We start from the raw sequence: 20,669 nt of genomic DNA on the forward strand, positions 1-20,669 counted from the left end.
CGGCATGACGAACCAGAGCGTCTTCGGCAGCGGCTCCCGCCTGGTCTACGACATCCTGATGAACTCCGAGAACCGGCAGTTCATCTACCAGGGACTCAGCGCGCTCCTCACCGGCGCCGGGTACAGCGGCTCCTTCACAACCTACGGCGTCACCATCGCTGTCAACGGCACCGCCCTCCCCGCTGGGTCGACCGTTCTGTACTCCTCGTCCACCATCGCCGGCGAGGGGTTCGTCATCGCCTTCGATCCGTGGACGCTGGTCATCGCGGCGATCATCTACGTCGTCCTCTCGCTCACCAGTTGCAACGAGGAGGAAGCGCGCCTGGACCTGCGCGAGGGCGCTCGTGTGTGCCACACGATCGGCAGCTACTGCTCCTCGTGCATTCGTGTTTTTGGCTCCTGCGTGTCATGCATCGAGCACACCACCGGGAAGTGCTGCTTCAACTCGATGCTGGCGCGAATCGTGAACGAGCAGGGACGCATCCAGATTGCGAAGGGGTGGGGCGACGCCCGGAACCCGGATTGCAGTGGCTTCACGGTCGCCCAGTTGCAGACCCTCGACTTCGCCGCCATGGACTTCACCGAGTTCTATGCGTCGCTGGTCCCGACCAACCCCAACCTCACCTCGCTTCAAGGCAACAACGCCTCGCGCATTCCGGCCTGCTACTACGGCCAAGGGAGGTGCCAGTGAACCGCCTCCTCGCATGCGTCCTTTGCCTGTCTGCGCCCGCAGCCTGGGCACAGTCCTCCTCGTCCCGCGTCCCCGTCGAGGACATTCGCGTGTTGATGGTGGCCGCGATCGACTCGCCGAGCGGCCAGGCACAGGGCTTTCTCTCAGGCAAGCAGGCGGACGCGATCACGCAGCAGTTCAAGGCGTCGACACCGATCCTGATCGACGTCTCGACCGAGCGCCGCTACCAGCAGCCTGGCTGCAGCCGCCTGAAGGTCACCTTCTCTCAGGAAGGCCTTCACCTGCCCGGTTTCAGCACGCCGCAGCGTCGCACCGTGGACGTCGGCCTGAACTATTGCCGTGACGGCAAGCCCCCGAAGTCCCTTGCGTGAGGTGCCTCGCCATGCGATCCCGCCTGCTCTTCCTCTTCCCAGTCTTGCTCTTCGGCGCTGCACAGGCGCAGCAGCCTGCCGGCGACGTCGCTGCGACGCAGTCGACTACTCCGGTCACCAACCATCCGTTCTGGGACGACTACCGCCGTGGCTGGCACTTCTACGATGACCCCGAGATCGAGACCGTTCCCACGCCGAAGCCGCCGCTGAATGCTGACAAGCCTCGGCCAGACACTCGTGCCCCGGAGCTGATCGAGTTCGAGCGCCTGCAAAAACGCCTCGAGGAGTTTCGCAACATCGCCATCATTCGCCCGACCGAGTCCAACGTCCGCCGCTACATGGAACTCGAGGCCCGCGTCGTGCGCCAGGCGTCGTACTTCTCCGATGTGGCCCAGCGCGTGGCCTGGTCGACACCGGACCTGGACATGACGCTCCAGGGGCGCCCGGTGAACGCTCGCGCGATCGAGGTCTTCGATCGAGAGCAGGCCCAGAGCCGAACTCAGTCGCTCGCGTCGCTTTCGCGCACGCACGTCCTCTTCTTCTTCTTCCGATCGGACTGCCCGTACTGCCACGCCTTCGCGCCCACGCTGGAGGCCTTCCAGGCGCGCCATGGAATCCAGATCGTCCCCATCAGCGTGGACGGTGGTGGCCTTCCCAACTTCCCGCAGTTCCGCCGCGACAACGGCATCTCGCGCACCCTGCAGGTGACCCAGGTGCCGGCGGTGTTCCTGGCCGAACCCTTCAGCGGAAAGATCACGCCGATCGGCTTCGGTGTTCTCTCCGAGTCGCAACTCGTGGAACGCATCGCGACCGTCACCGCCCCTGGTGCCGAAGCCATCGTTCCCTCGGTGACGCGCCGCGTGTCCCTTCAGTAGGAGCCGACCATGACCGTTCGTAACGTCTTGCGTCAAACGATGGCCACCGTGCTCGCCTGGTCTCTCGCGCTCGGCGCTCCGATCTCGTATGCCGCAGACCTCAATGGCGAGGTCACCAACATGTTCAACAACCTCGGCGCGATCGGCAACTACACCGCGCCAGGGGCGTTCAAGGGGCAGACCTTCAACACCTATGCCGGCGGCAACCTCTACCTTCGTTCGCCCAACAAGACCTACCAACTGGCTGCCATCCAGTTCCCGTCCGCGAAGGGCGGCTGCGGCGGCATCGATCTCTTCGGCGGGTCGTTCTCCCACATCTCGGCGGCCGAGTTTCGCAACATGCTGAGGAATATCACGGCCGCATTGCCGGGCATCGCGTTCCAGCTCGCGCTCGAGGCCGTCTCTCCACTCCTCGGTGGCCTGACCAAGTGGGCCAAGGGCCTGGAGACCTGGATCAACAACGCGCGTGTCAACTCCTGCGAGACCGCGACGGCTCTGGTGGCGTCTGCTGCCGATGCCGTCGGCTACGACTCTCAGCGCGCCTGCTCGAAGCTCGCCATGCAGATGGGGCTCGAGACGGACATCGACGCAGCGATGCGTCGCTGTGCTTCCGACAGCACGAGCATCCTCGCGTCGGCTCGCAGCAGTGCAGACCCAAACATACGTGCTCAAGCTCCGTTCGTTGGGAACTTCACTTGGAAGGCGCTGAAGAACATCGACACTCTCGACGACCAAGCTCGCGAGATGGTGATGAGCGTCGTTGGCGCTCTCATCTTCCACGCTCAGGAGAGCAACCGGGACCCTGAGTACATCGGTCCCAGCATCACTACCGTTGCTCAGCTCCTGTATGGCCAGTCCGATGCCGGTGGTGGCAATGTGAACGTGCAACTGCTCCGGTGCAACAACTACACCGACTGCGACGTTGTCTCTCGTACGAATACCAATGTTCACGAGCCGTTGACCAAGAGGGTCGAGGACCTGATGCGCTTGATCTCCGACAACATTCGCACGCGGACGGCCATTCCAAACAACTCGGTAGCTGTCGGCTTCGTCAACAGCACCAGCATCCCTGTTTGGCGCATGCTTTCCATCGGCAACACGATCCCTGGGTCTGGGCTGGCCGACATGATGATCGGCACCTACCGCGAGGTGATCGCCGCCGACTACGCCTTTACGTTCCTGAATCAGTTCCTCAACGTCGCTTTGTCTGCCTTGACGAAGCAACACCTTCTGAACCCCCAACAGCAGTTGCTCGCCAATCGTCAGCGAGACGACGTCCACAAGTTCATGACGCGCCTTCAGCAGGAACAGGCGAACACGTACAGGAAGGTGACCTCGGTCTCGACGGTGGCCACGGACCTCGAGCGACTCGAGCGCAACCTCCGGGCCAACATGTCCTCGCATGTTCTCGACATGCTCGGCCACGCCCACCGCGTTCGCTAGCCCAACACCACTCCGAGGACACGGCCGTGTGGGAGATCTACGCCTATCACAACACGGAGGCGCTATCCGGCATCTTCAACGCGATCGCCGCGATCATGGCGTCCAATACCTACCTGAGCGCCATCGCTGCCGTGGCGTTCTGCGGGTTCGTCGCGGCCATGATCGCCTACATGTTCCAACCCGAGAAGCTTCAGGGGTGGAAGTGGCTCATCACCGTCGTGCTCGTTTATGGCGTGCTGTTCGTGCCCAGGGTGACCGTGGGCATCGTCGACAAGACTGGCGGCACGCCCAACCGCATCATCGCCAACGTGCCCTTCGGCATGGCCGCACTCGGTGGCTTGACAAGCACCATCGGCAACACCATTACCGAACTCTTCGAGACCGCGTTTCAGGTCCTTCCCGGACCCGCCGCTCTTCCGGCCGAGCTCGCCTATCAGCAGAACGGCCTGATGTTCGGCAGTCGACTCATCCAGGAGACTCGTCGCACGTCCATCCCGGACCCCGCAGTGCGCACCGACCTCGTCAACTTCGTCAGCAACTGCACCGCCTACGACATCGCCGACGGCACCATCTCTCCGACCGCCTTCTCCACGTCTGCCGACCTCTGGACAACGATGGGCGCCACCAACCCAGCGCGTTTCAGCATCGTCACCACGGCAACCGGCGTGACCACCAACACGTGCGATGCCGTGTACACCTCGATCAACGGTCGTCTCCCGGCGCAGATCACGGACCTCACCACTCGCCTCGGTCAGCGCTTGAACCCGTCGCTTTCCTCGCTCGCGGCACAGGCCGCAGTCGTCAACCAGATCCCGCAGGCCTACATCCGCGGCCAGATCGCGACGGCCGCTTCCACGGCGGCCGACCTGATCCGCCAGAACGCGATGATCAACGCGATCAACGACGCCGGCGAGATGGGCTGCCAGAAGATCAACGATCCGTCCTGCATGATGCTGGCCACCGGCCGCGCCTCTGCCGTCGCTTCGCAGAACGCCGCCTGGATCAACGGCGCCAAGATCGCGGAGCAGGCACTGCCTGTTGTTCGCAACGTGGCCGAGGCGATGTGCTACGCGGTCTTTCCCCTCATCGTTCTGCTGCTGTTTCTCTCGACGGGTCGCACGACGTTGCTCATCCTCACCGGCTATGTGGCTGCGCTGATTTCCATTCAGCTTTGGCCCCCGCTGTTCGCCATCCTGAACTACATGGCGTCGATCTACTCCCAACTAGATCAGGCTGCAGCCGCTGAAGTTGGCGGTGGCGTCAAGGCGCTCGCGTTGCAGTCAGCCTCGCCGATCTACTCCAACGCCGTCTCTGCCCAGGCGGTCGTTTCCTACCTCATCATCGGCATTCCGATGCTCGCCTACTCGTTGGCCAATCGCCTCGTCAACTTCGGCTCGGCAATGGTCGGCGGCCTTCAAGGCCTTCAGTCCGCATCGCTTTCTGCCAGCCCCAGCGCCGCGGCTGCGCTAGGTAACTCCAACATGGGCAACGTCACGATGGACCAGCGCGTCATCAGCCCGTCGGCCTCGAACCCTTGGGTTTCGCGTGAGCAGGATCTCGATGGCAACTGGACCACCACGACTGGCAACGGCGCGCAAGCGATTTCGTTCCTCCGGAACGAAGGTGCCACGTCGCGCGTCGTCTCATCGAGGGTCAGCCAGAGCAACGTTACCGAAGCGTCGCGTGCTGCGGAAGCCGCGCGCTCGGATGTTGTTTCTGCAAGCAGCGAACTTTCGTCCATGCTCGCCGACACCGTATCCCGCGCGTCTGGACGGTTTCAGTCTTCCAACACTTCGAGTGCTCAATCCCTTTCCACCAGCGAGGAGCTTGGCCAGTCAGCTGATCGGATCCGAACGATTTCCGAGGGCATCGCAAGGGCGACCGGCCTGAGCGCGCAGCAAGTCCAACAGATCGGATTCCAGCTTTCAGGGGGCGTTGGCACACCTGGTATCAGCCCGATCAAGGGTAGCGCGATGGGCTCCGCAGGCAAGTCATATAGCAATTCACTCAGTGAGGCAGAACAAAAGGTAGCCAACGAGCTTACGACCGACCAGCTAAGAGAGTTCCGATCCTTTCACGATCGTGCGAGCCGTGACCAGTCCTTCGTTCGTTCCCTCGGCGCTGACAGCCGTGATGGTCAGGAGCTCGCGTCACGACTCTCCAGTGCGACATCTCGAGTCGAGTCCGCTCAGTCCACATACGCTGAGCGGCAGGCCGTTGCCGAGCGTCTGTCGACGGCCTACGAACGTGGTGAGACTCTGTCCATCGATCTCGCGCAACTTCCAGCCAACTCAGACTTCATGCGGCGCTATCAGCGTCTGGCCTCTGAGTACGGTTCCGACAGCCTCGCGCTTCAGGCGGCAATGACTAGCGAGCTTGCTACCCGGGCGCTGCCCCCTATTCGCGACCCTTCGTCTGCCTCCGCGCTGCCGGCTTCCTTTTCCGATATCAAGGCTTCGCGCCAAGTTGATTTGGCTGATCCGTTGTTCTCGCGCTCCAGGGTCAGCGCCGCCGACAAATCCAACGATCGCTCCGCTGCGCCCGGAATCAGCACCCACGCGCTGCAAGCCCCTGATGTCCCTGAAGCCCTACGTGGCTTGCGAGACGACGTTTCGTCGCGCAATGCTGTTGCAGGCACTGCTCCTTCAGCCGCCGCCACGTTTGACGCTCGAAATGAGATCACTCGTAACCCTGATGGAACCGTCAGCACAAAACGTTCTCAGGTTCTTGGCAACGCGAGGCAGCTTCGCGACGATGTGTCCAACTTGGCCGACAACGTCGGTGAACTCGTCAACGGCGCTCCCGATCGAGCTGCCGCTGCGGCCGCACAGGCCCGTGCTCGAAACGCTGGGGCTCAACGCGCTCGCGATATTGAAGCTACGCCCGAAGTTCCAACCATGCGTCCGGTGGATGGCAAGCGAAAGATGAAGTAGTTGAGGTTCCCTTAGAACTTTCCGTGCGCCCCTGGCGTCGGATGGTTCTCTAGGTCAAACACGTCTCCCGGATAACGATGAACGCCTAACTCGTCAACAAACGGATCTCGATGGTCAATCGCTTTCGGCTCCATGTCCTCTTCGAGCAACGTGCTTCCTGCGCTGTTCCACCGACCACCTGCGAGCCACACAAGAAGACCCACAATCGATCCGAAGAACAGGAAGAAGAAGCCAACAACGAACGCGCCACGCGACGTGACCGACACTGCGGCCAGTGCACCAGACACTACGAACGCCACGATCGCTCTACCGCCTCTACCCATCGTTCTCTCCAGGTGGTGTTTCGCCCTCTCACCAACAAGTTTAGCCACCCTCAACTGCGCATCTCTATACTGTTCTTCCCAGCCCGTCAAGGGGATCGACATGTGTCTTGATCGCCTCCGTCTGCTCGCCCTTTCTCTAACCATCGCCGTTGGGATCCACACAGCCGCTCAAGCCGTGTCAATGCGGCCAAACAAGGCGACCGATGACTCTGTCTGCGACCTCACCCACAACACTACCGGCTACCTCGGCTCGGTTCTCCTCATTCCCGCCGGAGCCGATCCAAAGGATCAGATAGACGCGTTCTTTCGCCTTGCCGCCCTGTTCGTCGCTTCCAAGTGCTCGAATGGCCAACTTCTCATCCTGCAAGGATTGGCAACGGTCAGCGTCGATCCCCCATCATTGACCCAGGTGGCCAACTCTGCTTGCGCCTCTGCCGGGGTCAAGCGAAGCGAAGTTTCTGTTCCACTCGCTGGTCAAGCAGAGCCTGGCTTCGAGCTTCGATGTGTGATCTCCAAGCGCGAAGAACTCGCCGCGAAGCTCGCTGAGCTCGAGCGTGCTGACCCCATGGAGTCCCTGAAAGCACGCCTTGCCGCCGCCGCTCGCGACCCCGGTTCCACCGCACGAGCTTCTGGTTCCTCGGCGGAGCAGAAGAAAGACTGCGGCCAGGTCAACCTCTCATTCTTGCTCCAGGGCGGTGGCTGCAAGAAGTAGCCGGTACTCCGCCGGTCCTCTACGTCAGGAACCTTCGGTTCCATCCGGTCGCCGGGGCAGGTCCCTCTTCTCGGGCATTTGACCCCAGCATTTCCGGTGGCAGCGCGGAGCGCGCTCTCCTATTGTGGTGCTCGCTTCCGCCAACGTTGCCTCAGCCGGAGACCTACCATGCAGCAGGACGAGCAGTCATCTTCCGTTTCGCCCGACAGACCCTCTGAATCCGCTCAGCCTGCCGACCTGTACGACGAGCTCAAGCGATCGCCCGGGACCTCCGTTTCATCCCGCGGAGAACGGTCGCAGGCCGGTGTGCTTCTGGAACTCGTCCGCGAGATGCGTGGCCAGCGCGAGTCCTTCGACGAGGCCCAGAAACTCGCCGCGGCCGAGCGTAGGTCCGAGCGTCGCTGGCGCATGCTCTTCCAGGCGCTGGTCTTCTGCTTCCCGGTGGTTCTCGGCGTCGTGTACCTGCTGTTCTTCCTCAGCTCGACCGGCTTCCGCTGGGGGCCGTTCGGTGACGTTGTCGGCGTCGTCAGGATCGAGGGTCCGATCGCATCGAACGAACGGGCATCCGCGGAGTCCATCGTTCCGCTCCTGGAAAAGGCCTTCGCCAACCCGAACGTCAAGGCTGTCGTCCTGTCCATCGACAGCCCTGGCGGCGCGCCCGTCGAGTCGGAACGCATCTCCACCTCGATCGGCACCTTGAAGAAGAAGCACTCCAAGCCGGTGGTCGCGGTCATCAGCAACATCGGCGCGAGCGCGGCGTTCATGATCGCGCTGCATGCCGACAAGATCGTCGCCGGCAGGTACTCGCTCGTCGGCTCGATCGGCGCGATCATGGCCCCGTGGCAGTTCGATCGCGCCATCGCCAAGGTCGATATCAGCCAGCGGGTCTATGCCTCCGGAAAGCTCAAAGCCTTCCTCAACCCCTTCACGCCCGTCACGCCGGAGGTTGACGCGAAGGCGCAGCGCTTGGTCGATCAGCTCGGCGTGGCCTTCCTGGAAGAGGTCAAGGCACGGCGCGGTTCCCGCTTGAAGCAGGGTGTGGACGTGGCGACCGGCGAAGTCTGGCCTGGCCCTGAAGCCAAGGACCTTGGCCTGATTGATGTCGTCGGGACCATCGACGAGTACGTTAGCGCGACGTGGGGCCTCCGCACTTACGACTTCGGTCCGAACGCTCAGAGCCTGCCGCTGTTGGGCCGCACGCTACAGGACGTGATCGTTGGCTCCGTCCAGCGACTGTGGGGCTCGGTCCCCGAAGTGCGCTGAGCAGGCGCCGCGCTCCCGGTGGGACCGATGTCGACGGCCGCGACCAGCTCCAAGATGGGCCGTCCCACTGCTTGCGGCCTTCCTTGTAGCCAGGTCGCGTCGTCACTACCTGCGCCAGCTCGACGAAGAACACTTCAACCGGATCACGCGCTCGTGTGACCGCTTCATCCTGTGGGACTCGACGCCCGGCCTGCTCGTCGCCGCGGCGCTGCTTCCGTCCCGGATCGGCGTTTACCTCCTGGTCGGTCGCTCCGTCTGGGCATTGGCCGTCATGCTCGTCATCGGCCGCCACGTTGCCCTGGAGCGCAGGCGGCGTGCGCGTCTGCGCGAATAGCGCCGTCGGCCTCAGCCCCGGTCGCGGAAGGTGGCCGAGCAACGGTCGCAGTGCGTGCATTGCCGGCACTGCGACAGCGATCGAGCGGGATGCGGTGCGGTGACTCGGCCGCCGGCGACGTCCCGATAGCGCTCCGCCAACCTCGCGATCTCGTCGCGGTCGAGCAGGCGGACCTTGTGAGGTCGACGAGATCCGGTGTCGCCGTTCTGAACGACGACCCAGGCGTCGGACGAGACCGCTTCGCCGGCTTCGTCCTGGACCGCGATTCGCTGTACCGACATCTCGACGATGTCGGACATGTACACGACGTCGCGTGCCCTGGTCTTGAGCTCGACGAGCTTCAGTTCGCCATCGACACGGTAGGCGCGATCGAGCCGCGCGACCAGCCTTGTGCGGACCGACCTGAATGTGCGTTCGGCATAGGCGATCTCCGCCCCGATCAGTGCGCGAGGCAGACCTCGTTCGTCGTCGCTGGTAGCCGATCCCTGCCGCAGCCGAACGAACAGTACCGCCGATCCGACGAACAGCAGTACGACGACGATGGCGCTCCAGCCTTCCTGCATCCTCTACCTCACACTACCTCGCAGTCCTGTCGACCAGGGCGGCGGCGACCCGAGCCAATGCACGCAGCGGCGGCCGAGATGCGCGCACCAGCGTCGGCCTCGTCTCCATCCAGCGACAGAGGTGCGGCGAGAACCTGTAGTACACGGCGATGAGCCACCTCCCGGCAACGGATCTGCGCAGATGCAGGTCCCGAAACGCTCGCAAGGCGCGCGTCTCCGGACAGTCACCCAGCGCCAGGGTGGCGACGAAGCACCGCCCCTTTCGCTCGCTGGCCTTTGCGATGCGCCGGCTCTCACGATAGAACTCCTCGTGTGCGCCTCGGCCGCGCTCCTGCGCGCGGCGCTGATGCAGCGTTGGCCGGCGGCCGAACGCGGCGTCGAATGCGACTTGCCGCTCGCAGTACGCCAGCCTGGCGATCTCGCTCGCGCTCACGAACTTGTCGTCTGGCTTCCTGACCACGACCGGCGCCCTCTGTGAATGTCTAGCTGTGCTCCCAATCGAGCATTGACGCCACGGTGTCGCCGGGTGGCAGATGCCTGAGGCCTTCAGCGGTCGAGCCGGCAACCCGTGGTGCCGGTTCGCTGGCCGAGATGCCAATGCCGGACCGCTCAACCATGAAGCCCTTGCTCGCCAGATCCTTCAGGCGCCCGGTCCTGCGTCGCGCATCCTTCACGCTTGCGAGGGCCCGGAAGAGCTCGGGCGTTTCGTCGGCCGCGATGGTGAGCTTCATCAGCAGCTTGTTGTCGCTGCCCGCGTTCATGGTTGCACCGCCTCCTGAGCGCCGCCGGCAGTTGGGGCTGATTCGGCAAAGTGCTCCGGCTTCTCGCGCACGTGCTGCTCGCCCAGCAGCTGAAAGCCTCGAACGTTCGCATAGATCGGGTCGGCGACTTCGTGGATCGTGTGGCGCGGGAAGTGCTTCTTGATCGCCTTCCGGAACAAGTGCGCGCCGCCGCCAACCAGCACGATGTTCTCGACGTCGTACGTGCCGTCCATGCTCTGCACCATCGAGATCACGGCTTGATCGGCGATCTTCTGCACCAGCGTGTCGTAGCGCTTCAGGTGGTACTCCTTCTGGTAGACGCGCAGGCACTTGCCGGTGCGAAGGGCGAGGTCGATCGCCTCCAAGTCCCTGTAGTCTTCTTTGATCTCGGCTCCGATCTGCGCCGCTATTCCGATCAGGACGTCGGAGACGCCACGGGTCACCGAGTTGCTCATCTTCGTCACCACCTTCATGCCGCGGGTGACCAGCCAGTCGAAGGTCCTCGACCCGACATCGACCACCAAGCTGCGGCCCTGAGCGATCGAGGCAGCGCTTCCAATCTGCGTCGCGTAGGCGTAGAGCGCGCCTTGGGGTTGGGCCACGACGAGCACGCGGCCAATCTTCACCTTCCGCTTCTTGCCGACGTCGATGGAATCGCCCGCGATGCGCTCCAGCGCAGACTTCTTGGCCAGGTACTGAGCGACTGGCAGGCCAAGGACCAGCAGGTCGACCTTGTCGACCTTCATGTAGTGCAGCGCACCGGCCATCAACGCACGGTACTCGGGCGTCTCGATGAACCCGTCATGCAGGTTGCGCGACCGGAAACGATCGGAGGCCAGCTCGACGTCCTGACCCACCTCGTAGTAGAGGCCGTTGACCAGCGGTGCGACGGTCCGCCGCCGGGTGCCCATCGAGTCCAGCGCCTTGTCGTCGATGCTGAAGTACGCGATCGACGGGAAGTGGTTGCATTCAAGCTTCCCTGTGGATGACGAGACGACGTACTTCGTATTGCCGAAGCCCACGTCGATGGCTCTGACGGTCGGTCCCATGCTGACTACCCTTCTCGGTGCGGATGACGCCCGAAGCATCGCTGCGACTGGCGCGAGGTGCATAGCGGAAATCCGCCCGAACTCGCCCCGAGAATCGGGCTGCTTTGTCCGCTCGGAGTCCGCTCACGAGGACCAGCAAAGGACCCTCGCCTCAGATCCTTTCGGCGCAAGGTCCTCGGTAGAGGACCTTGAAGGTGCCAGAGCCCCATGAGAGCGAGCCACATCGCAGGCCGGCAGCGCGTGCAAAGCGCCCATCCAACGCCGGATGCCAAACGAGAGGTCTAGCAAAGACGTTGTCAACACCTCTGGGAGATCGGGCCGTGGATGCCGTTTAGCAACTAATTCGTGTGTGTCAACGCATTGGGCGCACACGACGTCTCTTGACAGCATCGAAGGCGATGGTGTCAACTGCATCCCGAGCCTTGTGTGCCTGCCACAAGATCGAAGCATCGCAAGCAGGCCGGACGCTGTGTCCGGTGGCCTCTGAGCCGCGAAGCAGCCGTTAGCGGTCGTGACCCGCACAGGCATCCTGCTCCTTCGAGAGCCCGCCGCGCCCGACGCGGTGACCTTCCCCCTTCCCATCGATCCGTTCTTCGGACCTAACCTTTGATGCCGCTGGCGCCGCCGTCCGAGCGCGCCGGCCTTCGCACCGCGCTGCCATGGAGCAGCGCGCTGACACTCCCGAGCTTTCGTCGACCGTCCCTAGAGGGCGAACGCGCGTCGTCACCCCGCTGAGGTGCGCCGCGCGCATGCAGACGTGGCCCCGTTCTCGCCTGGTGGTAGGGCGAGCGTCCAACGGGAAGCACCGGGATTCACGAACAACCTGATGAGCCCAGGCGAGCAGTGCCTGGGACGGCGGGCGACACCCACTGAGGCGTCGCCGCCCGCACCGTAGGGTGCACGGGGATCTCGCGCCGAAATGCGCGCGATCTACCCAGCGTCGATTTTTTTACGCCCCACCGGCGGCCGCTCGCGGCTGCGAACCCTGGACGCGTCTCCGTGGCATCGAGGTCTGCCGCGCAGATGGTTTCTCACGACCTCAAGCCGCGCGCTGAACGGGAACGCCTGTGCGCGGCTGCAAGGCTTTCGCGTTCCGCCCCGTTCAACGGCCGCCCTGGCTCAAGCGGCCCTGACCTGGAGATGCCCATGTCTGCGAAAAGAGTGCCTCGGCCCGGCACTGACCGTGCGCTTCCTTCATCACCTGGCCACGCGGCGCGCCGTGCGCCTGCGTCGGCAGACGACCCCGACGCCATCCTCGAGCGTCTGCCAATTGGCACGCGCGACTACATCCGCGTCCTCGGCGCGATCCTCAAGAAGCACAACCACGAGCACAGCGCGAAACACAAGGGCGTGTCGTTCAAGACGATGGTCGACCGTCACCGATTCCTGGTGAGCTTCTTCCGCGAGCTGCGGCGGCACACCCGCTTCAGCAACCTCGACCCCCGTCAGCTCGCCAACCGCCACATCGAGGTGATGGTTGGCCGCTGGATCGAGCGGGGCCTGGCGACGGCCACGATCCACAACTACCTGAGCTTCCTTCGGACGTTCGCCGGCTGGATCGGCAAGCCTGGCATGGTGCGTGAGCCGCAGTACTACGTCGGCACCGAGTCCGAGCACGCCCACCGCACGCAGGTGGCCACGCGCGACCGCAGCTGGTCGGCACGCAACGTCGACATCGCGGCGAAGATCGCCGAGATCTACGCTCTCGATCCGTGGGTCGGCCTGCAGGTCGAGCTGTGCGCGGAGTTCGGCATGCGCGGCAAGGAAGCGCGGCACTTCCGCCCGCACAGCGCGGTCCTCCCGCGGGAAGCAGCCAACCCCATTGACGCCGCCGCGTTCCCGGAATGCAACACCTTCGTTCGCGTCTCCCATGGCGCGAAGGGCGGCCGGCCCCGCGACGTGCCTGTAGTCGCGGAGTCGCAACGCGCCCTGCTCGTACGCGTCAGGGCGGCAGTCGCGCCGGGCATGTACGTCGGCCGACCGGGCATCACGAGCCTTCAGGCGCAGTCGCGCTTCTACTACGTCATCCGCAAGTGCGGCATATCGAAGAAGGCGCTGGGCGTCGTCGCACACGGCCTGCGGCACCAACGAGTCAACGACGCCTACGAGGCTGACGCCGGTGGTCCATCCCCGGTGCGCGGCGCGGAGACACCGCCTCCGCACGACCAGGCTGCTCGGCAGCGCGCGGCGCGGGTCCTCGGCCACAACCGGCTTCAGGTCACTTCCTGCTATTTGGGCCAGTCAGTTGTCTTGCGGAAAGAAGCGCCAAGCTGCCCGGCTTCAGCGGACGAGTCCGGCAGCGCCGGCGACCCGATCTGACGGAGATGTTCGCGATGCTGACCACCCCCCATTCCGGGCCGACTTTGGGCCGGATTCTCAATGGTGCCGAACGGTGTTCTTCAACAAGATCACCCAGCAAGTCCCCGAGAGGGGCTCTCGTCACAACCCACCTTGGAGGCATCCTATGAAGTCAGGAACGTTCGACCTTTGGCCCGCGGACCTGCTGGCTGCCCTGAAATCCGACACGGGCTTTGAACTCGACGACCCCCGCAGAATTGTCGAGGAGACTCGACGTCCACTGTGGGGCCATCTCGGAGTCCTACTGCCAGGTCATACCCACAGCCGCTGGTATCCGATTGACCAGCATGAGCACGACAACCTCGCGGCCGCGATCTTGGAGGCCACTCCCGAGCATCCGTGGATTCACGCCCTCACGTTGAACAACCGCGTCCTCGTCGTCAACGCATTGGCGGTCAAGCAGATGCGGCTGCTGAGCGACGACGAGGACTTTCCGGAGGACGACGACGAACTGGACTGGGACAGCTACGACCTGCGGACACAGACGTACTACAAGATCGCCGAAACCGTCCTCTTCGCGCTCAGCAATGGTCACCAGTACACCGAGGCGGGCACGACCGACGCTGCGGAACTGGAAGCCCTCGAGCTCGCCCAACAGGAGTTCGCGCGCGGCGAATGGACGGAGGATCTCGTGTTCGAGCGATTGGTCGCCACCCATTTGCACCTCGTGGATGGCCGCCATGAGCAAAGGACGATCCACCGCGATGATGAGTGGCACTTGTGCAAGGCGATCATGTCCCGCGCGCGCGTGGATACCGTATGCCTCAGCATGGCAGACGGCGACGTGGTCTTCATTCCCAGAGGCGAGCTGTCGATGATCGACATGCCCCGCCACTACCTCGAGCCGATCGCGCGCTCGGAGTGGTGCCAAGCAATCGCGGACGCCGAAGCTGCGGTTCTCGCCGCAGAGGGCCCTCAGGCGAACGTCGAAGACGGTCCGCTGCATTGACGGGCCCCTCATGAAGAGGCTGTTTGATCGGATCAGACACGGCCTGCGCAACCTGGTCCGCGCCGCCGAGCAGCCGCTGCGGCCCGAGCGCTCAGCCGCGGATGCGACCACGCCCGTGCCAATGCCGCCACGTCTGCGCACGGAACTCGACGCCGTCGACGCCGGAAGCCCTTCCGAGTTCGAGCGTCACCTGCTCCGCCAGGAACGCGCCCTTCCGCCCGGCTCGACACGACAGCGCAAGGCAAACCTGTCGAAGGCTAGGCGAGTCGTGCCACGCCAGAACGCGTTCAGCATCTGGGGACTGTCGGGTCCGACGCACACGAGCATGTTCGATGAGCCCGCGACCAGCGAGCGCCCGCCGCTGTTCACCGGCTCGACCCTGGCCGGTCGTGTGTCGCAGGCCACGCCTGCCCCGCTGCCGGTGGCGTCCGATTGGACGCTGCAGGCGCCAGCACTGCTTTCGCCGCAAACCGACGAGCAGCGCGAGCCTCCTCCGCTGTTCGGCCCCGCCGATGGCCTCGGGCGTCCTGACGATCGCGACGATCGCCCTTTCTAGAGGCTGCCGGCGGCAGCCGTGCGCCGGTCCGTCCGTCCGTCACGCGAATCGAAACCGGTACTGATCCCCGGGCGCCGGAGCGACCTGCCGCGCCGGAGCCCACCCCCATCAGCGCGGGCGCCGCGAGCCAGGGCTGCCACCGCGACCACACCTTGTCGAGCAGATCGAGACTGCGCAGATAGTCGTCCGGTGACCACCCCTGGATCACTGGCACCGGCGGAGGCAGCATACTGGCCACCGTGCGCGGCGAGCATGTCCTCGCCAGTTCGTTCTGCCACCCATAGACGATGCGCAGGACGCCTTCCAGCAACGTCGCTGTCGCCCGGACGCGATAGTCCACCTCCTCCCGATTGGCCGCGATCTCCGGCTCGCAGCACAGGTCCGGCTGCGACCACCAACTCGCGCCGCTCATCGATGCGAGCTCGACGTACTGCGCGTAAGTCCACGGGAAGACGCCGGCCATGCCCAACTGCGTGCCCTTCGCTTTCCACAACTGCATTGCCGTGAATCCGGCACTGGCGAGCGCGAAGTCGACTTCCTGCAGGTCGGTGGCCCGGGGGTAAACGGAAGGCCCCTGCACTGTGGCTCCAGAACGCGCTCGCGCTCACCATCGCGGCGTAACCCTCGTTGAAGGCGTGAAACGCGAGGCGTCCACCCCTGTGCGGAATGCCGACGCGCATCACGAATTTGCCGACCTGCTCGAACGGCGCGTTCACGAGCCCGGACGGAAGGCTAGGCGCCTGCTGCGTCACCATCGTCGAACCTCCTTGCTGGCTTCAGGCTACGGTGCTCGCGTGGCTGTTTGACCACGGGGCTGCCCGCCATCCACGCGCCACGTGAAGGTCAGGTTGCCGGGGTGCCGTACGCGCGAGAAGCCGCCGGCGCGCAGCGCACGCTCTACGTAAGCAGCTCCGCTTTCGCCTTCATCCCTCGCAGGGGCTCCCATGTCAGTGAGCTGCCGCACCGCGTACGCGGCACCTTGTTCGTCACCGCGGATCTTGGACAACGCGCGCTCGCTGACGCATCTTCCATCGCGCGAGACCGTGATCACGCGCGGTGATGAGCGCCCTACGTACCGGCCGTTGAAGGCCCGATACACGGTTCCGATATGGCCTCGCTTCACGACGCGGCCATGCGCATCGCGACGCTCCATCGGATCGCAATAGGACAGCACGCCGCGCACTTCGGGCAGCAGCTGGCGCATGAGACGGAACGCTCTTCCGAGGAACCACGTCTCGCCGTTTGCCGGCACGTCGTCCAGCAGGACGAGGCGCCCGATTTCAATCCCCAATCGAGGATGCATGCCGTCAAACCAGGCGGGTATGGCGCGTTCCTGCACTGGCACCGAGAGGACGATCACGCCGGCGACCTCTTCGCGGCGCCAGCGAGACGGCTTCTGGAGCAGCCCCAGCTCGAGGCGCGCGGCAGGCATCGTGCCGCTGTAGTGATGCTCGAGGACGAACCGCTTGGCCGTGGAGAAGTCTACCTGCTCGACGCAGTACCTCGCCGGCTCGAAGGGCTCTCCCGCAGGCCGAAAGGCTTCTCGACCACCTCGCCACCGTTGGCACGATTCGAACAGCGAGAGTTGCTGCCCCAACTGGGCGCCCCTCATGCGACCACCGTCCGCGCTGCGCGCCCGAGCCCTTGCCGTACCTGCTCCAGCTGCTCGTACGCTGCCCGCCGATCCTGTCCGAGCAGGCGCACCTGCCACGCCCAGTTGTGCGGCGATTCGTGCTTCGGGTGCTCGGCCTCCGGGACCGCGGAGCGTGCTGCAGCGATGAAGTCCTCGACTTGGCGACGCGCGATGTCGAGCTCGACCAGCAGGCGCTGGACCTCGTCGCGCTCGGCAGCCGGCGGCACATCACCTCCCTTCAGCAGGTGAGCGATGTGCCGCGCATAGGTGGCCACAGCGCGCCAGTAGCAAGCCATGGGGCCCTTGCGCCTTGCCCAAGCCGTCTCCGCTTCGGCATTGGCCCGGCTGCGCAGGTCGAGCAGCAGCGAGCGCAGCGCGACGCGCTCCCTTTCGCTGAGGGCCAAAAGTGCCCGTGCGGCCGGCAGCCTCATGAGGGGATTGAGGTAACCCATGGCCCTGTTGCCTCAGGAGCCGGCGGCAAGGCCGGCCTCCTCCATGAGAAGGTCGATGACACGGTCGCTGGTCAGCTTGTCCACGACGAGAGCCATCGTGTCGAGGCGGACGATCTCGTACATGGCGGGCATGTCGACGTCGGGCAGTATCGAAACGAGCGCGCCGTTGGGCAGCGTCAGCGCCAGCTGCGCGTCGCTTCCTTCGAAGGGGCCCGGTACGAGTTCGCCCGAAGTGCCCGACAGGGTGCTGAAGATCCGGCGGGCCAATTCCGCCATGCTTGTGCGCGTGGTGAGGTTCATGGTGCTGCCAGTGTTGAAGCTCTTCGAGAGCGATCAACCCTGTGCGCACCCGTCGCACCCCTCGGCCGCGAAGCGTCGGCCACGAAGTGGCCGGATCGACACCGATGTGCATGCGACACGCGTGCTACGGGACTACCGGCGCGGCCGCTTCGGTGGCAGAGTAACCAAGCTTCCTGTTGGCGCTCGTGCCGACACAGCCTTCATTCCGAACCGTCGTCGGTTCTGACGTGAAGTCCCAAGGGGCTCCTGCACCTTGGCGTTAGCGGTCGTGACCCGCACTAGGAGCGGCCACTCGTTGGCCATGTCGCGAAAGCGATGAATCCCGCAAGGGACTGGACGGCGCGCTAAGCGCTGTTCGAATCGTCGAGCCGCTGATCACTCTGCGGTTCGAGGGGTCGTGTTGCCCGCAGCAGTCAGCTGCGCCTGGCCGTCACGATCACGCTTGAAGCTTTGCTCCCGCGCTTCGATCTCGAGACATCGGATCACGGCACGGTGAGCGGTGGCGAATCGTCAGTGGTCTCGAAGGAGCTGCTGCAAGTTCGCTGCAGTGCTTCGTGTCTCGACACGTCATTCCTCGCGGATGGCGAGTCCACCGAAGTCGCAGTCCGTGATGCCGGACTGCTCATCCTTGGGAAGGTCACAGCCTTCCTGATCGTGCGAAAGACCCAATGCTTCGGCTTGGGTCTTTTCGCTACTTCTGGGCCCGCGTTCGCGGCGCCTGCAACCCGGAATGGGGAACATCGTTTCTCCAATCCAGGGGGCGTGGTGTTCCCCTTTTGCTCACGCAAAGGAGAACGACCATGTCGACCAACACGTCTCGACTCGTGTGCCGCCTGCTTGGCGGTTCCGGCCGTGCCCCGCTCGTTGCGGTGCCGACCGTGAAGCTCCCCGCCCTGCTCGCGCCGATCTGCCGTCAAGCGGTCGACGCGGTCGTCCAGCCCGCCGCGCAGCCCTTGGCTGCGTGAACGCAATGGACAAGGACGAGTGGAAGCAGTTCCTTCGCTGGCTCGACGATGCCAACGAGGGTGAACTGGCTCAGATGAAGCAGCGCCTGCGTTCCACGCAGGCCGCCGTCACTGAGCCGGGCGTTCGCTCCGATCTGCGTCGGATGCTGCGCCTAATCGATGAGGAGGTCCTGATTCGTCAGAACCTGGCGACACGCTCGCAAGGGCGTCGTTAGCCGCAGGGGTAAGCCGCCTCAGGAGGGATTCGAACGTGGGCCGGTTCAACGCCGCCGCCCACAGCAGTTCCCTCTCGAGCGCGGCCCGCCCGCCTTCAATCATCTGAAGAGAAGTGCCGGAACGAGTCATCGTGAAGGCTTTCATGTGGGGTGCCGCGCAAGCGGTATTCCATGCTACCCCAGCGGGGACCGGCTGTCCCCGCCAAAGGACGGTTCGTCTCCCTGCTCGACACAGGAGAGACGCCATGTCCGAAGCCCTCAGCAACGAGCAGCATCAACCCCAGCCGCGGCAGTACACACCGGCTCCGAATCGGCGCTACGCCGAGGAGGACCGCGCCTGGTCGCAGCTGTACGCAGCCATTGGCCAGACCTCCACCGCCGAGGAAGTGGTCAAGCAACTCGATGCCGATCTGCAATCCAAGCGCACGCACCTGGCGCTGTACATCCGGGCCAGGACGACCCTGCGCGAGCAGAAGGCCGCCGACGCACGGATCGAGCGCATCGGTGCCTTCGTGCGCCATGCCCTGGACTTCGTGGTCCTGGGCCCGCTTCGCCTCGTGCGCGCCGCACTGTCCCTCGGTGCAAGCGTGGCCGTCGAAGCCATGCCCCCTGTTCGCAGGGAGCCCGCCAAGGCCCGCACATCGGCTCTCCGCAGCGACCCGGACTTCGCGCACGCGAAAGGTCGGTTCACTTCTGGCGCCGATGTCCCGGGCTCCGCGGCGGGCGAAGCCGGGGAATCACGCAGCGCCAAGGCAGCGTGAGCGTTCCTCGTCCAGAAGGAAGTGCAGGAAGCGCGTGTCCTCCGACACGCCCCAGAAATGGACCTTGCACTTCCCGATGTACTCGTCGAGGTCGTCGAGCGTCTTCACGTGCACCGGCGGCATGCCGGTGATCTTCGTGAAGCGCTCGACCTCGCGTCGGGTGAGCCGGATGCTGTTTCCAAGCCGAATCATCTCGATGTCCTGCGGATCTCCGTGCTCGGCAGCAGTTGCTGTCCGAGCGTCAAGAGTGTCCCACGTCGAGGTTCAACGAATCTCCCACAAGGATCCAAGTCATGACGATTACGAACGAAGCACTGACGATGATCGAGCTCGATGCTGCGATCGCGCCGGCGCCCATGCTGAGCCACTACATCGAGGTGGTTCGCAACGGCGTGCAGGACGCGCCCGCAGATGTCGCGGAGCATGGTCGTCATCTGCTGCTCAAGCTCGAGCACCTCCTGCGCCAGCAGCAGGTCGAGCACATCCACGCCGCGGCTGGCCAGGACTACCTGGCGCCGTGGCTCACGCTCGCAGAACCGGTGCGCGCGGCGGCCTGAAACAGTGGCCGCGAATCACGCAGGTGCTCGACACCTGCATTCCAAGAACCCGAGCGGGGCGCGCCATTCCCCGGTCGGGTGGAGGCGTCCTTCTCGACAACAAGAAAGGACGACTCGTATGGCACCTCGCACCGAACGCGCTCGACTCAAGGTCGAGCAGCGCCGCCGCCTCACGATCTTCTTCAACAAACAGCCCGCATCAGCGCGGCCGACGCGCTGAAGAAGGCGTCGTGGATCTTGGCGGCAGCGAACGCATACCTTGGCTTCGCCAAGGGCTCGCTGGCCTACATGGTCATCGTGGTGATCGGCTGGCTGGTCGCGCAGACCCTGGCCGTCATTCTCCTCAGCATCGAGGAGAAGGAGGGCTCGCAAGGGCCCGAGGAGCAGCAACATGCAAGCACTTCTGGAATCCGTGGCAAGCGCCCTCAACACCGACCCTGACTTGGCCGGACTGGCGATAGCCTGGCTGGCGCTCACGGTCTGGGGGACTTCTGTCGTGGTTCTCGCCTACTGCAGCAGGTTGCGCGAGAGAGCCGCGATGGAGCATCCACCGCAGCACCCGCTCTTCCCCGACTTCGGAGGTCGCAAAGACGCTCGCTCCAAAA

At 64.5% G+C, this 20,669-nt stretch carries 24 protein-coding genes; 15 read left to right on the forward strand and 9 right to left on the reverse strand.

Going from position 1 to position 20,669, the window contains the following annotated elements; all coding sequences use genetic code 11:
• The 5 genes from traN to QZV97_RS02955 form a co-directional block, all read left to right on the forward strand.
• Window positions 1–691, forward strand: a 691-nt coding sequence (gene traN / locus QZV97_RS02935) for a conjugal transfer protein TraN (protein ID WP_295638185.1), incomplete at its 5' end; no start/stop codon positions are given.
• The gene (locus QZV97_RS02940) at window positions 688–1,062 is read left to right on the forward strand and encodes a hypothetical protein (protein ID WP_295638189.1); all 375 of its coding nucleotides are present in this window, start codon (window positions 688–690) and stop codon (window positions 1,060–1,062) included. The genes traN and QZV97_RS02940, both read left to right, overlap by 4 nt.
• Window positions 1,063–1,073: 11 nt before the next feature.
• A complete protein-coding gene (gene traF, locus QZV97_RS02945) occupies window positions 1,074–1,937 on the forward strand; it encodes a conjugal transfer protein TraF (protein WP_295638192.1) in 864 nt (287 codons plus the stop codon).
• A gap of 9 nt (window positions 1,938–1,946) precedes the next feature.
• On the forward strand, window positions 1,947–3,380 hold the full coding sequence (locus QZV97_RS02950) for a conjugal transfer protein TraH (protein WP_295638195.1): 1,434 nt from the start codon (window positions 1,947–1,949) through the stop codon (window positions 3,378–3,380).
• Between the two features lie 26 nt (window positions 3,381–3,406).
• Window positions 3,407–6,313, forward strand: coding sequence for a conjugal transfer protein TraG N-terminal domain-containing protein (locus tag QZV97_RS02955; protein WP_295638198.1), 2,907 nt, complete (start codon window positions 3,407–3,409; stop codon window positions 6,311–6,313).
• An 11-nt stretch (window positions 6,314–6,324) separates the two neighbouring features.
• Here QZV97_RS02955 and QZV97_RS02960 read toward each other — a convergent pair whose 3' ends face one another.
• Window positions 6,325–6,738, reverse strand: coding sequence for a hypothetical protein (locus QZV97_RS02960; protein WP_295638201.1), 414 nt, complete (start codon window positions 6,736–6,738; stop codon window positions 6,325–6,327).
• Between QZV97_RS02960 and QZV97_RS02965 the strand changes: the two genes are divergently transcribed.
• Both QZV97_RS02965 and QZV97_RS02970 read left to right on the forward strand, forming a co-directional pair.
• Window positions 6,737–7,348 (forward strand): hypothetical protein, encoded by a 612-nt coding sequence (locus QZV97_RS02965; RefSeq protein WP_295638205.1) that lies wholly within the window; start codon window positions 6,737–6,739, stop codon window positions 7,346–7,348. The genes QZV97_RS02960 and QZV97_RS02965 overlap by 2 nt on opposite strands.
• Before the next feature lie 168 nt (window positions 7,349–7,516).
• A complete protein-coding gene (locus QZV97_RS02970; protein WP_295638208.1) occupies window positions 7,517–8,611 on the forward strand; it encodes a S49 family peptidase in 1,095 nt (364 codons plus the stop codon).
• 345 nt (window positions 8,612–8,956) lie between these two features.
• Here the strand turns inward: QZV97_RS02970 and QZV97_RS02975 are convergent, their stop codons facing one another.
• The 4 genes from QZV97_RS02975 to QZV97_RS02990 are packed head-to-tail and all read right to left on the reverse strand — an operon-like array spanning window position 8,957 to window position 11,318.
• Complete coding sequence (locus QZV97_RS02975) at window positions 8,957–9,508, reverse strand: PD-(D/E)XK nuclease family protein (RefSeq protein ID WP_295638212.1); 552 nt, start codon at window positions 9,506–9,508, stop codon at window positions 8,957–8,959.
• Window positions 9,509–9,521: 13 nt separating this feature from the next.
• Window positions 9,522–9,941 (reverse strand): CFI-box-CTERM domain-containing protein, encoded by a 420-nt coding sequence (locus tag QZV97_RS02980; RefSeq protein WP_295638215.1) that lies wholly within the window; start codon window positions 9,939–9,941, stop codon window positions 9,522–9,524.
• A gap of 49 nt (window positions 9,942–9,990) precedes the next feature.
• On the reverse strand, window positions 9,991–10,269 hold the full coding sequence (locus tag QZV97_RS02985) for a hypothetical protein (RefSeq protein WP_295638218.1): 279 nt from the start codon (window positions 10,267–10,269) through the stop codon (window positions 9,991–9,993).
• Window positions 10,266–11,318, reverse strand: coding sequence for a PRTRC system protein D (locus QZV97_RS02990; protein ID WP_295638221.1), 1,053 nt, complete (start codon window positions 11,316–11,318; stop codon window positions 10,266–10,268). The genes QZV97_RS02985 and QZV97_RS02990 overlap by 4 nt, the downstream gene beginning before the upstream one ends.
• Window positions 11,319–12,341: 1,023 nt before the next feature.
• On the opposite strand from QZV97_RS02990, the gene QZV97_RS02995 reads away from it, so the two are divergent.
• The 3 genes from QZV97_RS02995 (at window position 12,342) to QZV97_RS03005 (ending at window position 15,181) form a co-directional block, all read left to right on the forward strand.
• Window positions 12,342–13,637 carry a phage integrase N-terminal domain-containing protein gene (locus QZV97_RS02995; RefSeq protein WP_295638224.1) on the forward strand — a complete coding sequence of 432 codons (1,296 nt, stop codon included), beginning with the start codon at window positions 12,342–12,344 and terminating at the stop codon, window positions 13,635–13,637.
• Window positions 13,638–13,782: 145 nt separating this feature from the next.
• Window positions 13,783–14,625: a hypothetical protein gene (locus QZV97_RS03000; RefSeq protein WP_295638227.1), complete on the forward strand. Its 843-nt coding sequence runs from the start codon at window positions 13,783–13,785 to the stop codon at window positions 14,623–14,625.
• A 10-nt stretch (window positions 14,626–14,635) separates the two neighbouring features.
• Window positions 14,636–15,181 (forward strand): hypothetical protein, encoded by a 546-nt coding sequence (locus QZV97_RS03005; RefSeq protein WP_295638230.1) that lies wholly within the window; start codon window positions 14,636–14,638, stop codon window positions 15,179–15,181.
• A 781-nt stretch (window positions 15,182–15,962) separates the two neighbouring features.
• Here the strand turns inward: QZV97_RS03005 and QZV97_RS03010 are convergent.
• From QZV97_RS03010 to QZV97_RS03020, 3 genes are read right to left on the reverse strand one after another with little or no spacing between them, the layout of a single operon-like run.
• On the reverse strand, window positions 15,963–16,793 hold the full coding sequence (locus QZV97_RS03010; RefSeq protein WP_295638233.1) for a hypothetical protein: 831 nt from the start codon (window positions 16,791–16,793) through the stop codon (window positions 15,963–15,965).
• On the reverse strand, window positions 16,790–17,245 hold the full coding sequence (locus tag QZV97_RS03015) for a hypothetical protein (protein ID WP_295638236.1): 456 nt from the start codon (window positions 17,243–17,245) through the stop codon (window positions 16,790–16,792). Before QZV97_RS03015 ends, QZV97_RS03010 begins: the two co-directional genes overlap by 4 nt.
• A 33-nt stretch (window positions 17,246–17,278) precedes the next feature.
• Window positions 17,279–17,566, reverse strand: coding sequence for a hypothetical protein (locus QZV97_RS03020; RefSeq protein WP_295638239.1), 288 nt, complete (start codon window positions 17,564–17,566; stop codon window positions 17,279–17,281).
• 800 nt (window positions 17,567–18,366) lie between these two features.
• On the opposite strand from QZV97_RS03020, the gene QZV97_RS03025 reads away from it, so the two are divergent.
• The 3 genes from QZV97_RS03025 (at window position 18,367) to QZV97_RS03035 (ending at window position 19,507) form a co-directional block, all read left to right on the forward strand.
• The gene (locus QZV97_RS03025) at window positions 18,367–18,531 is read left to right on the forward strand and encodes a hypothetical protein (protein WP_295638242.1); all 165 of its coding nucleotides are present in this window, start codon (window positions 18,367–18,369) and stop codon (window positions 18,529–18,531) included.
• Window positions 18,532–18,536: 5 nt separating this feature from the next.
• On the forward strand, window positions 18,537–18,746 hold the full coding sequence (locus QZV97_RS03030) for a hypothetical protein (protein ID WP_295638245.1): 210 nt from the start codon (window positions 18,537–18,539) through the stop codon (window positions 18,744–18,746).
• A 245-nt stretch (window positions 18,747–18,991) separates the two neighbouring features.
• On the forward strand, window positions 18,992–19,507 hold the full coding sequence (locus tag QZV97_RS03035) for a hypothetical protein (RefSeq protein WP_295638249.1): 516 nt from the start codon (window positions 18,992–18,994) through the stop codon (window positions 19,505–19,507).
• Here QZV97_RS03035 and QZV97_RS03040 read toward each other — a convergent pair.
• Window positions 19,484–19,699 carry a hypothetical protein gene (locus QZV97_RS03040; protein ID WP_295638252.1) on the reverse strand — a complete coding sequence of 72 codons (216 nt, stop codon included), beginning with the start codon at window positions 19,697–19,699 and terminating at the stop codon, window positions 19,484–19,486. The genes QZV97_RS03035 and QZV97_RS03040 overlap by 24 nt on opposite strands.
• A 101-nt stretch (window positions 19,700–19,800) precedes the next feature.
• On the opposite strand from QZV97_RS03040, the gene QZV97_RS03045 reads away from it, so the two are divergent.
• A complete protein-coding gene (locus QZV97_RS03045; protein WP_295638256.1) occupies window positions 19,801–20,064 on the forward strand; it encodes a hypothetical protein in 264 nt (87 codons plus the stop codon).
• 78 nt (window positions 20,065–20,142) lie between these two features.
• The gene (locus QZV97_RS03050) at window positions 20,143–20,505 is read left to right on the forward strand and encodes a hypothetical protein (RefSeq protein ID WP_295638259.1); all 363 of its coding nucleotides are present in this window, start codon (window positions 20,143–20,145) and stop codon (window positions 20,503–20,505) included.
• Window positions 20,506–20,669: the final 164 nt, after the last annotated feature.

The organism is uncultured Methylibium sp. (assembly GCF_902826655.1).
Lineage (GTDB): Bacteria > Pseudomonadota > Gammaproteobacteria > Burkholderiales > Burkholderiaceae_C > Methylibium.